Below are 13,448 nucleotides of genomic sequence, written 5' to 3'. Positions count from 1 at the left end.
TTCTTCCCCTGCCCGGGTTGCCCTCACGCATGAAGACCGAAGAGCTGGAACTGGCTTTCAAGGCCCATGCCGGGGAGTTGCGCGCGTTCCTCTACCGGCAACTGCGCAACACTGACACTGCTGCCGATCTGGTGCAGGAAACCTACCTGCGCATGCTGCGCCAACCGCCTCGCAGCCCGGTGTTGAACCTGCGCAGCCTGCTGTTTCGCATTGCCCGCAACCTGGTCATCGACCACACCCGCAGCCGTGGCACGCGGGGGCAGCATGACGAGGGCATGGCCTACCTGTACGAAGTCACCGGGGAAAGCCCGGAGCCTTTTGCCGAGGTTGCCGCCCGGCGTGAGTTGGCGTTGATGGCCGAGGCGCTGCAGCGCCTGCCGCAGCGCTGCCAGCAGATTTTTCTGCTGTGCCGCCTGGAAGGCATGGCGCACAAGGCGGTAGCCGAGCAGTTGGGCGTGTCGGTTAGTACGGTCGAGAAGCAGCTGGCCATAGCGCTGGACTTTCTGGGCCAGAGTTTGCAACGTTGACGGTCATGCACAAGCCCTCTGCTCCCCTCGACCCTTCACCTGACGTACGCCGGGCTGCCTATGCCTGGGTGGTGCGTTTGACCTCGGGTGATGTGCAACCAGGCGATGTGCAGGCGGCGCGGGCCTGGTGCGCGCAGGCGCCAGAGCATCAGCAGGCGTTCGTCGAGGCGCGCCGGCTATGGGCGTTGAGTGGGCAACTTCAGGCCCCGGTACGGCGGCGTGCGCCGGGCCGGCAATGGGCGCTGGCCAGTGCGGCGGTGCTGGTGCTGGGCGTCGGCGTGGCGTTGGCTTGGCACGGGCAGTGGGGCGCGGATTACCGGACCGGGGTAGGGGAGCGCCGGGTTGTTGCGCTGAGCGATGGCTCGCGCATCAGCCTGGATGCCGAGTCGGCGGTGGATGTGCAGATCAGTGACCGGGCGCGGCGCATTACCTTGCACAAGGGCGAGGCGGTGTTCGAAGTGGCGCACGACCCGGCGCGGCCGTTTACCGTGCAGGCCGGCGAGGTGCAGGCCACGGCGCTGGGCACCGTGTATGCGGTGAGCCGCGAGGGCTCGGCGGTGGATGTGGTGGTGAGGCGCGGGCGGGTGGCAGTCAGCGATACGATGGACCGGGTTGAGCTTTCTGCCGGTGAAGCGGTGGAGCGAGGGGCAGGGCGGTCAGGCAGCAAGCATCGGCTGGATGTGGACAGTGCGTTGGCCTGGCAACAGGGGCGGCTGGTATTCGAGCAGGCCCCGCTGGCGCAGGTGTTGAAAGCGCTGGAGCGCTACCGGCCGGGGTGGTTGGTAATCGGCGATGCGCAACTGCGTGGCTTGAAGGTGAGTGGCACGTTCCGGCTGGACCGGCTTGACGAAGGGCTGGCGACGTTGGAGCAGGCTTTTCCATTACATATCCGCCGTTACTCGCAATACCTGCTGGTATTTGAGGCGCGTGACTGAGTAACAGTGGATGGCACCAGCCTGAGCGCTACGCGGTCGCTGTGGGAGCGGGCATGCCCGCGAAGCAGGCGACTCGGTGTATGGCACCGGCTGCGCCGGTGTTCGCGGGCTCGCCCGCTCCCACAGGTCCCACGCTAAATCAAGTTGTGCGGGTTATTCAAAACTATTTTTACGGGTCTGCTGCGGTCATCCGTCATCCCTGTTCAAAAACGAATGCTTCGTATTTGAACGGGGGAGTGAGATGGACCGAGGGCAATTGTGCAGGGCGTCGCTGACGTCGTTTTCTTTGCTGTGTGCGCTACTGCCGGGCCTGGCCCTGGCCGAGCCGCGCGAGTTCGACATTGCCCCGCAACCCTTGGCCAGCGCGCTCAACCGCCTGGCCGCGCAGGGTGGGCTGCAGGTGATCTTCGATGGCAACCTGGTGCAGGGCAAGAGCAGCCGTGGTATCAACGGCCGGCGCGAGCCGGAAGCGGCGCTGACCGAGTTGCTGCAAGGCAGTGGCCTGACCTGGCGCTCCACCGGCAGCGCCAGCGTCACCCTCGAGCCCGCTGCGCAGTCGTCCGGCACCCTGGAACTGGGCGCGACTTCCATCGTGGGCCAGGCCTACAGCTCGGTCAGCCCGGACGATGGCTACGTAGCCAAGCGCTCCTCGGTCGGCAGCAAGACCGACACGGCGTTGATCGAAACCCCGGCCTCGGTGTCGGTGATCACCCGCGAGCAGATCGAGGCCCAACAACCCAAGACCGTAGCCCAGGCGCTGCGTTACACCCCTGGGGTGAACACCGAACTGGCCGGCCCGCAGTTCGTGGTCGACCAGTTGTCCATTCGCGGTTTCCAGCAGGGTACCGGGCGCATGCTGCGCGACGGCACCCGCACCTTCCTGCCCGAGTTTCTCGGTTGGGACGCGCCAGAACCCTACGGGCTGGAGCGCATTGAAGTGCTGCGCGGCGCCAGCTCGGTGCTTTACGGGGCCTCGGACCCGGGCGGGCAGATCAACCTGGTGAGCAAGCGCCCGACCCAGCAGCCCCTGCGTCAGGTGCAACTGCAAGCCGGTAACCTGAACTACCAGCAAGGCGCCTTCGACCTGGGCGATGCGCTGGATGACGAGGGGATCTGGAGCTACCGCCTGACTGGCCTGTTCCGCGAAACCGACGCCCAGACCGATCACATCACCAATCGCCGTCAGTACATCGCCCCGGCACTCAGCTATCGCCCCAGTGCCGATACCGAGTTCACCTTGCTGGGCGAATACCAGCGCCAGACCGGCAACTTCGCCAATGCGCTGCCCGCCAGCGGCACGGTGTTCCGTGATGCGCGTGGCCGGCTGGACCGCGACACCTACGTGGGTGACAGTGCCTACGACTTCATGACCAACGAAAAAACCTCGCTGGGCTATGTGTTCGAGCACCACTTCGACGAGGTGTGGACCCTGCGCCAGAACGTGCGCTACAGCAACTACCGCCAGGCCAGCAGCGAAATCGCCCTGTTCGCCCCGGCGGGTGGCGGGCAGTACTCGCGCTACAGTGACGCGCGCAAGGGCGATGGCCGCCTGTTTACCGTCGATACCCACGTCCAGGCCAACTTCGCCACCGGGCCTGTGGAGCACACCTTGCTCACAGGCGTGGACTACAACAACGGCAAGTTCGACCAGCAGCAGTCGCTGGACTTCATCCTGCAAAGCTTTGACCCGTTCCAGCCGGTGTACGGCCAGCCGCTGGATACGGTGCCATTCAGCTTTGCCAGCTATGAGCAAAAGCTGTCCCAGACCGGTGTATACCTGCAGGACCAGCTGCGCATCGACAACTGGGTGTTGCTGCTGGGTGGGCGTTACGACTGTGCCGCCAACCAGAAGGACGACCGCGCCCCGCAAACCCAGAAGGACGAGAAGTTCAGCGGCCGCGCCGGGCTGGTCTACCTGTTCGACAATGGCCTGGCGCCTTACCTGAGCTACAGCGAGTCGTTCCTGCCAGTCATGGGCACCACTGCCGACGGTACCCAGCTTGACCCGGAAACCGGCAAACAGTACGAGCTGGGCCTGAAGTACGAACCGCCAGGCAGCAATAGCCTGTACACCGTCGCAGTGTTCGAGCTAACCCGGCAGAACGTGACCGAGAACGTCAACGGCTTCAGCCGCCAGGAAGGCGAGGTGCGCTCGCGCGGGGTGGAGCTGGAAGCCAAGACCGAGCTGGCGCCGGGCTTCAACCTGATTGGCAGCTACACCTGGAACGATGTTGAAGTGACCCGGTCCGAACGCGGTAACAAGGGCAACACGCCGTTCCGCACACCGGAGCACATGGCCTCGCTGTGGGCGGACTATCTGTTGCCAGGCGGGCTGCGACTGGGCGCGGGCACCCGCTACGTGGGCAGCACCTATGGCGATGCGCAGAATAGCTTCAAGGTCGACAGCTATGTGCTGGTGGACGCAATGGTCAGCTACGAGCTTGGCAAGCTGGATGCTTCGCTCAAGGGTGTGGAACTGGCACTCAATGCCAGCAACCTGTTTGACAAGGAGTATGTGGCCGGGTGCTTCAGCGACATGGGCTGCCAGTACGGACAGCAGCGCACGGTTTACGGCACGGTCACCTATAACTGGTGAGTGCCCACGGGGCCGCTTTGCGGCCCTTCGCGGGCAAGCCCGCTCCCACAGGATCGCGCAAAGCCCAGGATACGCGCGATCCTGTGGGAGCGGGCTTGCCCGCGAACACCGGCGAAGCCGGTGCCATGTAGCGCATCAACCTGAGCGAACCAATCAACCCACCAGCCGTGGCACTACCCGCACATAAATCAGCTCGCTGACCAACTCCACCAGCGTCTGGGTAATCACCGCCGCTGCAGCCAGCCCGCGCATGTCATCAGGTAACGCCAGTGCCAGCGGCAGCACCACCAACGAGTTGCGCGTGGCGGCACTGAACGTTACCGAGCGTGCCTCGGTGGCCGGCAGGCGCAACAGCCGTGCGGATAAAAAACCAAGCGCTGGCGCCAGCAGCATGAAGCCGACGTAAACCGGAATCACTGGCAGCAACCGGTCGAAATCACTCACCACCGCTGCAATCTGCGAAGCGATTACCACCACCAGCACTAACGCCATCGCCGGCACCGGCAGCCACGCCCAGGCATCGTTCCAGGCCGAGACTGCACGCCAGCGGCGGGCGCTGGCGCTGGTGAGCACGGCGAGTGCCATCGGCAGCACGATCAGCAACACGAACGCTTCCACGAACGGGGTGACGGAGATTGCCACGTGACTGCTGTCCCCCAGCATCAAGGCCAGATACACCGGTAGAAGCAGCAGTTGTACCAGCAGCAACACGGGGGTTGCGGCCAGGGTCAGGCGCGCGTCGCCTTTGCCGAGGTGGGTAAACACCACCACGTAATCGATGCAAGGCGTAAGCAGCACCAGCAAGGCACCGACGAGGATCGCCGGGTGCCCGACCAACCCACGGGTGATGGCCCACACCAGCAGCGGCACGAGCATGAAGTTGGCCAGTAGCAGGGCGCTGATGAAGCGGCGGTTACCCAAGCCCTGGCGCAGGTCGAGGAAAGGGATTTGCAGAAACATCGCATACATCAGCACGGCAATGGCGGGGGTGACCAACGCTTCAAGGTGTCGCGCGGTGCCGCTGGCCAGCAGGCCGAAAGCAGCGGCGGCGATTACTGCAGCGAAATACAGGGGTATCTGTCGGGTTTCCAGTTGTTCTCTGGTCAAAGGTGCATCCTGCGCGCTAGGGGGCTTTCAATAAAAAGCCCGGCACTAGGCCGGGCTTTTCAACTTCAGGCGGCTGCCAATCAGTTGCCGTAAACCGGCAGCTTCTTGCAGATGGCCTTGACCTTTTCACGTACAGCGTCGATCACTGCTTCGTTGTTCAGGTCAGCCAGGATGTCGCAGATCCAGCCGGCCAGTTCCTTGCACTCGGCTTCCTTGAAACCACGGGTGGTGACGGCTGGGGTGCCGAAACGCAGGCCCGAGGTGACGAACGGGGAACGTGGGTCGTTCGGTACCGAGTTCTTGTTGACGGTGATGAAGGCTTTGCCCAGCGCGGCGTCAGCGTCCTTACCGGAGATTTCCTGCTTGATCAGCGACAGCAGGAACAGGTGGTTCTGGGTACCACCGGAAACCACGTCGAAACCACGCTCGATGAACACGCTGGCCATGGCCTGGGCGTTTTTCACCACTTGTTGCTGGTAAGCCTTGAACTCAGGCTGCAGGGCTTCCTTGAAGCAGATGGCCTTGGCCGCGATCACGTGCTCCAGCGGGCCGCCCTGGGCGCCTGGGAACACAGCCGAGTTCAGCTTCTTCTCGATGTCGGCGTTGGCACGGGCCAGGATCAGGCCACCACGTGGACCGCGCAGGGTCTTGTGGGTGGTGGTGGTGACCACGTCGGCGAACGGCACCGGGTTCGGGTACACGCCAGCGGCAACCAGGCCGGCAACGTGGGCCATGTCGACGAACAGGTAGGCACCGACTTTGTCGGCGATGGCGCGGAAGCGGGCGAAGTCCAGAACCTGCGAGTAGGCCGAGAAGCCGGCAACGATCATCTTCGGCTTGTGCTCGTCAGCCAGGCGCTCGACTTCGTCGTAGTCGATCAGGCCGTTGGCGTCGATGCCGTACTGGATGGCGTTGTACAGCTTACCCGAGGAGCTTACCGAAGCACCGTGGGTCAGGTGGCCACCGTGGGCCAGGCTCATGCCCAGGATGGTGTCACCGGCCGACAGCAGGGCCAGGTAGACGGCAGCGTTGGCCTGGGAACCGGCGTGCGGCTGGACGTTGGCGTAGTCGGCGCCGAACAGCTCCTTGGCACGGTCGATGGCCAGTTGCTCGACGATGTCGACGTACTCGCAACCACCGTAGTAGCGCTTGCCTGGGTAGCCTTCGGCGTACTTGTTGGTCAGGACCGAGCCCTGAGCTTCCATGACTGCCGGGCTGGTGTAGTTTTCCGAAGCGATCAGCTCGATATGCTCTTCCTGGCGCAGGGCTTCTTGCTGCATGGCTTCGAAGAGCTCGGCGTCGTACTTGGCAATGGTCAAATCACGGCTGAACATGGCGGTCCTCAAGGATCGGGGTAATTTGGGGGGGCATTCTAACCGATTGCTTCGCGGCTGGCATATGAAGTGGCATCAAGTCGCGGACCAATGGGCTTCATGTTGCATCCCGCGCCGTGTCTGGGCTGCGCGGGTAGTGGAGTTGACTCCGAGGTCCGTTTTTTCTGGTGCGGATTCCAGCCTTGGCGCGGCCCCTGTAGGAGCGGCCTTGTGTCGCGAAAGGACCGCAAAGCGGTCCCGGCGATGTCGGCAGCGAGCTGCAATCGTGGGGCCGCTTCGCGCCCCGTTCGCGACACAAGGCCGCTCCTACAGGGACCGCGCGAGCTTGCAGCAGGCAGCATCAATGGAACATGAACAATGTCTCGTTGGAGAACTGCGCCTCGAACTGATGCGCCGGCATCGGTCGCCCGAACAGGTAGCCTTGAACCTCGTCACAACCATGCTCGCGCAGGAACTCCAATTGTTCGTGGGTTTCCACACCTTCGGCAATCACCGCCAGGTTGAGGCTGTGGGCCATGGCGATGATCGCCCGGGCAATCTGCGCATCCTGCTCGCCTTCGGGCAGGCCATCGACGAAGGTGCGGTCGATCTTCAGCACGTCGATGGGGAACTGCTTGAGGTAGTTCAGCGATGAATAACCTGTGCCGAAGTCGTCCACCGCAATGCTCAGGCCGAGGTTTTTCAGGCTGGCAAGAATCTGCAGTGCCTCGTTCACCTCACGCATCAGGATGCTCTCGGTCAGCTCCAGCTCCAGGCACGCTGGCGGCAGGCCGCTTTCATCAAGGATGTTGGCAATCCGTGTGCCCAGCTGGCCGTCGGAGAACTGCCGCGCCGAAATGTTCACCGACACCTTGGGTACTCGTACCTTGGCCTTGTGCCAGGCCTTGAGCTGGCGGCTGGCCTCGCGCAGCACCCAGTCGCCCACTTCCACCACCAAGCCAAGCTCTTCGATCACCGGGATGAAATCGCCCGGCGGCACCAGGCCACGGGTCGGGTGCCGCCAGCGCAGCAGCGCCTCGGCGCCGGTCAGGCGTTTGCCATCACCGCTGAACTGCGGCTGGTAGTAGAGGATGAACTCGTTCTGCTCCATGGCGTGGCGCAGGTCGCTTTCCAGCTCCAGGCGCTCCAGGGCGCTGGCGTTCATTTCGGCCTGGTAGAACTGGAAATTGTTCTTGCCGCGTTCCTTGGCATGGTACATGGCAGTGTCGGCGTTTTTCATCAGCTGGCTCAGCTCGCTGCCATCCTGCGGGCTGAGGGCGATGCCGATACTGGCGGTAACGAAGAACTCGCGGTTTTCCAGCACGAACGGCCGTACCAGGCTGCCGAGGATGTTCTCGGCCACATGGATGGCGCGGTTGAGCGCCATTTCGCGGCTGGGGCGCGGTTGCAGCAGCAGGGTGAACTCGTCGCCGCCCATGCGTGCAACGGTGTCGTCGTCATCCACGCAAGCCAGCAGGCGCTGGGCCATGTCCTTGAGCATGCGGTCGCCGGCGGCATGGCCGAGGGAATCGTTGATCGGCTTGAAGCGGTCGAGGTCGAGGAACATCAGCACCACCCAGGCCTTCTGCCGCTCGGCCTGCTGCAGGGCGTTGTACAGCCGGTCCTGGAACAGGGTGCGGTTGGGCAGGTGGGTGAGGGCGTCGTAGTAGGCCAGGCGGTGGATGCGCTGCTCGCTGGCCTTGCGCTCGCTGATGTCGGTGAAGAAGCACACGTAGCTGGCCAGGTCGCCTTCGTCGTCCAGCACTGCAGTAATGCCGACCCAGGCCGGGTAGTGGTCGCCGTCACGGCGTTTGAGCCATACCTCGCCTTCCCAGCTACCGCGCTGGTGCAGTTGCTTGACCACGTAGCGCAGGTGGCCTTCCTGCTGTTCGTCGACGGTGAGCATGCCCGGTAACTGGTCGAGCACTTCACTGACGGCGTAACCGCTGACGCGGCTGAACGCCTCGTTGGCCTGGACGATATAGCCGGCCGGGTCGGTGATGAGAATGGCCGAAGTGGAGTGCTCGAACACCGTCGCGGCCATGCGCAGGTCTTTTTCGGCGCGGCGTTGCTGGCTGATGTCGCGGCCCACGCCGAGCACGCCTTCAAAACGCTGGTCATCATCCCACACCAGCACCAGGCGCAGTTCGATGGGGATCTTGCGGCCGTCGGCGCGCAGGCAATCGAACAGGAACAGCTGGGTCGGCAACTGGCTGCGCAGGTGGGCCAGTTGGGCAGGGTCGCCCATGGCTTTGCTGACACGCTCCATCAGGCTGTAGATACCCGTGAGCTGGGCCGGGTTGGCAATGATCGATTGCCAGCCGTTGGCGAAGATCCAGTCAGCCTGGTAGCCCAGCACGCCCTGCACCGAAGGGCTGACATAGTTGAGCTGCAGCAGGCTGTCGGTGGAGAAGATCACGTCGCTGATGCTTTCGGCGAGCATGCGGTAGCGCTGTTCGCTGTCGCGCAGTGACTGGCTGGCTTCGATCTGCACCGTCACGTCCTTGCCCACGCCGATGATACGCGTGACCAGGCCGTCGCTGTCACGGGTCAGCACCTGTTCGCGGATGTCATAGCAGCGCCAGCCACCATCATGGTGGCGGAAGCGCAACTGGCAGTGCAGGGGGTGGTCATGGCCGTTGTCGCGTTGTTGCCGGCGCAGGGCCTGGTATTGCGTGGCGTCTTCCGGGTGCAGCAGCAGCTCCCAGAAGCGCTCGCCCATCTGGGCCAGCTCGGTACGGTCGTAACCCAGGGTCTGGCCGAGGTGACGGTTGCTGAAGATCATCCGCTGGCTGAGCACGTCCTGCACATACAGCTGGTCGGGCACGGTGCGCACCACGTCCGACCAGAAGCTTTCGCGTTCCAGCAGCGACAGCTCCACCTGCTTGCGGCTGGTGATGTCGCTGATGCTGAGGATTACCGCCTGGTGGTCGCGGCGTTGCTGCGGCAGCCGCGCCATCAGCCACAGGTGCAGTTCGCCGCCCAGGGGCGCTGGCAGGCGCACTTCCAGCTCCAGCAGCGGGCGTTGTTCGATCAGCGCATCGATCAGTTGCATGCCGATGCTGTCGCGGCCATCGCCAGTGCCGTGGATCAGGCGCTGCCAGGCACCTTCGTGGCAGTCGATGTTCAACAGCTGGCGGGCCACCTGGTTGACCTCTGTGATTTTCAGCTCAAGCAGCAGCGAGCGGCGCAGGTTAGGGTCCAGGGCCAGGCTCTGCTTGAGTGCAGCATGGTTGCGCAGGTGGTAGCGGTCGAGCTGGCCGGGCAGGCTGGACAGGTCGAGCACGCACAAGGCCACGCCGGTGCCTTCGAAGATTTCCTGGTAACGCCGGCGGTCTTCCTGCAGCGCCCGCTGGCGACGGCGCATGTTGATCAGGGCCAGAACGGGCAGCAGGGCGCAGAACAAGACCAGCAGGCATTTGCCGATCAGCGCTGGCAGCAGTTTCTGCTGGGCCAGCTTGGCGTCGAACAGGCCGCGCAGCTGCCAGGTGCTGTTGTCGATGAAAGCCAGCATCACGCTTTGCAGCGGCTCGTTGCTGGTATCGGCCGGCGCATGGCGCTGCAGTATCTCGCCGCTGCGGCTGTTTTCCAGCAACCACAGCGGGTGACCGCCACCGTCGAGGTGGGTAGTGAGTTCGCGGTAGAAGTCCGGTGACAGGCGCAGCAGCCAGTAGCCGCGGTCCTGTTCGGTAGCCTGGCGCAGCAACAGGTACAAGGTGCGGTTGTCGGCCGAATTGGTGAAGAAGTACGGGCGGCCCTGGTTCAGGGTGAGCAACTCGTCAAGCAACTGGCGGTCGGGGCTGGCGGCCAGGCTGTCAGCGCGCAGCTGCCCGGCGCTGTCCAGCCAGGCCACGCTCTGCAAGGCAGGCAGGCGCTCGCGCAGGGTATCCAGCAGGCTGGGCAGGGCCGCAGGTGCCGGTGAATTGACGTAGGGCTGCACTACATTTACCGCCTGTTGCGCCTTGAACGCCATGTTCAGGCTCAGGTGGTCGGCCAGCTCTGCAGTGGCGTCCAGGCTTTGTTTGCGCAGGTCGGCCTGGGTGTGGTTGAACTGGGCGAACAGCTGCCACAGCAGCAGGCCCAGCAGGATCAGGGCCAGCAGCGCCAGCGCACCCTTGATCGACCCGCGCAAAGTAGCGGCGGGCGCCTGTGGCACGTTACGCAATGACGACGGATGAGTAAGGTTGGTCAAGCGTTGATCCTGCGATTGGGCTGGCGATGGCAGGGACGGGTCATGCACGGTGTGTGCCGGTGTCCGGTTGCCGCACCGCGGTGGCGCACTATAAGGCCGGACACCTGAAACCGGCTAGCATGCCTAGGATTATGGCAAAGTGCCAGCCATGTTGACCGGTGGTGGCAGCCCGGTGGTTCGGCAAGCCCCTGCAACCTGTGCGAGAATAGCGCCCGCTCTACATGACAACGCATCGGAGATGTTCGGTTTTGGTTACTCACTTTTCCTCCAATGGCCTCGATTCCGCCTGTGGGCGCAGCAGTCAGACCCTTGTCAGCACTGCCGTGACCGAGGACGTATCCTGCAAGTCTTGCCAGCGTTCGCTGGTCAAACCCGAGGCGACCGCCGCCAAAAGCAAGGCCCCATCGCTGGCTGAACTGCGCAAGACCGCCAAGGCGGCAGCAGCGCCGGCAGTTGCAGTGGCTGCGGCCAAACAGGCGGCCAAGGTTGTCAGTGCGGCACCTGCGGCTGCCAAGCCGGCCAAGGTGGCCGAGCCGCAACCGGCCCGTAGCGCTGGCTTCAGCGTGAAATCCGCCTGGGCTGCACGCCTGGCCGAGCAGGGCGACCGCTGCCGGTTGCCGCGGGGCAAGGCCCGGCAGCGGCACGTCTGAGCCACCTTCGGCTGCTGTGCCGGCCCCTTCGCGGGCACGCCCGCTCCCACAGGGATATCTGATTGCTTCGGCCCTGTGGTGAACCTGTGGGAGCGGGCGTGCCCGCGAAGAGGCCGGCACAGGCAACAAATTCTCCCCAGAGATCACACCGATCCCTGCCCACCATCGACCCCTCCTATGCAACGCCGTGCGTTGGCGTAGAATGGTCGCCTTTGTTCAATTACACCCAAACACACATCCCCCTGGCCAGCGCGCCGGGGCGATCGTCGATGTCTTTACCTATCTGATTAGAGGGCTTGGTTTTGGCTCAATACGTCTACACCATGCATCGGCTGAGCAAGGTTGTGCCGCCGAAGCGGGAAATTCTCAAGAACATCTCCCTGTCGTTCTTCCCGGGCGCCAAGATTGGCGTGCTCGGCCTGAACGGCGCCGGTAAATCGACCCTGCTGCGGATCATGGCGGGCGTCGACAAGGAATTCGACGGCGAAGCCCGTCCGATGCCCGACATCAACGTCGGCTACCTGCCACAGGAGCCGCAGCTGGACCCGACCAAGACCGTGCGTGAAGTGGTCGAGGAAGCGGTCAGCGTGATCAAGGACGCCCAGGCGCGCCTGGACGAGGTTTACGCCGCCTACGCCGACCCGGATGCCGATTTCGACAAGCTGGCCGCCGAGCAGGCCAAGCTGGAAGCCATCCTGCAAGCCGCCGATGGCCACAACCTGGAGCGCCAGCTGGACGTGGCTGCCGACGCCCTGCGCCTGCCTGCCTGGGATGCCCGCATCGAGCACCTGTCCGGTGGCGAAAAACGCCGTGTGGCCCTGTGCCGTCTGCTGCTGTCGGCCCCCGACATGCTGCTGCTCGACGAACCGACCAACCACCTGGACGCCGACTCGGTGGCCTGGCTGGAGCGCTTCCTGCACGACTTCCCGGGCACCGTGGTAGCCATTACCCACGACCGTTACTTCCTCGACAACGTCGCTGGCTGGATCCTGGAACTGGACCGCGGCGCCGGTATCCCGTACGAAGGCAACTACTCGGGCTGGCTGGAAGCCAAGTCGGACCGTCTGGCGCAGGAATCCAAGCAGCAAAGCGCCCACGAGAAGGCCATGAAAGAGGAACTGGAGTGGGTGCGCAAAGGCGCCAAGGCCCGCCAGTCCAAGTCCAAGGCCCGTCTGCAACGCTTTGAAGAAATGCAGTCGCAGGAATTCCAGAAACGCAGCGAAACCAACGAGATCTACATCCCGGCCGGCCCGCGCCTGGGTGACAAGGTCATCGAGTTCAAGAACGTATCCAAAGGCTATGGCGACCGCGTGCTGATCGACAACCTGTCGTTCGCCATGCCAAAAGGCGCCATCGTCGGCGTAATCGGTGGTAACGGTGCCGGTAAGTCGACCCTGTTCCGCATGCTAATGGGCAAGGAACAGCCGGACTCGGGCAGCATCGAGATCGGTGAAACCGTGCAACTGGCCTGCGTGGACCAGAGCCGCGAAGACCTGGACGGCGCCAAGACCGTGTTCCAGCAGATTTCCGACGGTTCCGACCAGATCCGCATCGGTAACTACGAGATCCCGTCGCGTACCTACGTTGGCCGCTTCAACTTCAAGGGTGGCGACCAGCAGAAGTTCGTCAAGGACCTATCCGGTGGTGAGCGTGGCCGCCTGCACCTGGCCCTGACCCTGAAGGAGGGCGGCAACGTCCTGCTGCTCGACGAACCGTCCAACGACCTTGACGTTGAAACCTTGCGTTCGCTGGAAGAAGCCCTGCTGGACTTCCCTGGCGCCGCGATCGTGATTTCCCACGACCGTTGGTTCCTGGACCGTGTGGCTACCCACATCCTGGCGTACGAGGATGACTCGAACGTGGTGTTCTTCGAAGGCAACTACACCGAGTACGAAGCTGACCGCAAGAAGCGCCTGGGCGATGCTGCTGCCCAGCCGCACCGTGTACGGCACAAGAAACTGGCCCAGTAAGCCGGAATTCTGATGCACAAGAATGGGGCCCTGGGTGGCCCCATTTTTGTGCCTGGCTGGAAAGCGGTGCTGGCTTCATTCGCGGGCGCGCCCGCTCCCACAAGAGCCCCATGATGTCTGGACCTGTGGGAGCGGGCATGCCCGCGAAGAGGCCACCA

The 13,448-nt window shown here is 63.8% G+C and carries 8 protein-coding genes; 5 read left to right on the top strand and 3 right to left on the bottom strand.

Annotated elements, in window-relative coordinates:
* The first annotated feature begins 29 nt into the window (after positions 1-29).
* The 3 genes from ACIQUI_RS11765 to ACIQUI_RS11755 all read left to right on the top strand — a co-directional run bounded on the left by ACIQUI_RS11765 (position 30) and on the right by ACIQUI_RS11755 (position 4,058).
* Positions 30-527, top strand: a complete 498-nt coding sequence (locus ACIQUI_RS11765; RefSeq protein WP_403198438.1) for an RNA polymerase sigma factor — start codon at positions 30-32, stop codon at positions 525-527.
* A 5-nt stretch (positions 528-532) separates the two neighbouring features.
* Complete coding sequence (locus ACIQUI_RS11760; RefSeq protein ID WP_403198436.1) at positions 533-1,462, top strand: FecR family protein; 930 nt, start codon at positions 533-535, stop codon at positions 1,460-1,462.
* A 241-nt stretch (positions 1,463-1,703) separates the two neighbouring features.
* Positions 1,704-4,058, top strand: coding sequence for a TonB-dependent siderophore receptor (locus ACIQUI_RS11755; protein WP_403198434.1), 2,355 nt, complete (start codon positions 1,704-1,706; stop codon positions 4,056-4,058).
* 153 nt (positions 4,059-4,211) lie between these two features.
* Here the strand turns inward: ACIQUI_RS11755 and ACIQUI_RS11750 are convergent, their stop codons facing one another.
* The 3 genes from ACIQUI_RS11750 to ACIQUI_RS11740 form a co-directional block, all read right to left on the bottom strand.
* Entirely contained in the window at positions 4,212-5,165 is a 954-nt protein-coding gene (locus tag ACIQUI_RS11750) for an arsenic resistance protein (RefSeq protein WP_403198431.1), read from the bottom strand.
* 80 nt (positions 5,166-5,245) lie between these two features.
* Complete coding sequence (gene glyA / locus ACIQUI_RS11745; protein WP_403198428.1) at positions 5,246-6,499, bottom strand: serine hydroxymethyltransferase; 1,254 nt, start codon at positions 6,497-6,499, stop codon at positions 5,246-5,248.
* Between the two features lie 340 nt (positions 6,500-6,839).
* Positions 6,840-10,670, bottom strand: a complete 3,831-nt coding sequence (locus tag ACIQUI_RS11740; protein ID WP_403198425.1) for an EAL domain-containing protein — start codon at positions 10,668-10,670, stop codon at positions 6,840-6,842.
* Between the two features lie 248 nt (positions 10,671-10,918).
* On the opposite strand from ACIQUI_RS11740, the gene ACIQUI_RS11735 reads away from it, so the two are divergent.
* Positions 10,919-11,320, top strand: a complete 402-nt coding sequence (locus ACIQUI_RS11735) for a hypothetical protein (RefSeq protein ID WP_403198422.1) — start codon at positions 10,919-10,921, stop codon at positions 11,318-11,320.
* A gap of 302 nt (positions 11,321-11,622) precedes the next feature.
* Complete coding sequence (ettA, locus tag ACIQUI_RS11730) at positions 11,623-13,290, top strand: energy-dependent translational throttle protein EttA (protein ID WP_391132291.1); 1,668 nt, start codon at positions 11,623-11,625, stop codon at positions 13,288-13,290.
* Positions 13,291-13,448: the final 158 nt, after the last annotated feature.

It is taken from the genome of Pseudomonas sp. NPDC090592, assembly GCF_044769185.1.
In the GTDB taxonomy this organism is placed as follows: Bacteria; Pseudomonadota; Gammaproteobacteria; order Pseudomonadales; family Pseudomonadaceae; genus Aquipseudomonas.
This window is presented reverse-complemented; position numbering and strand designations above follow the sequence as displayed.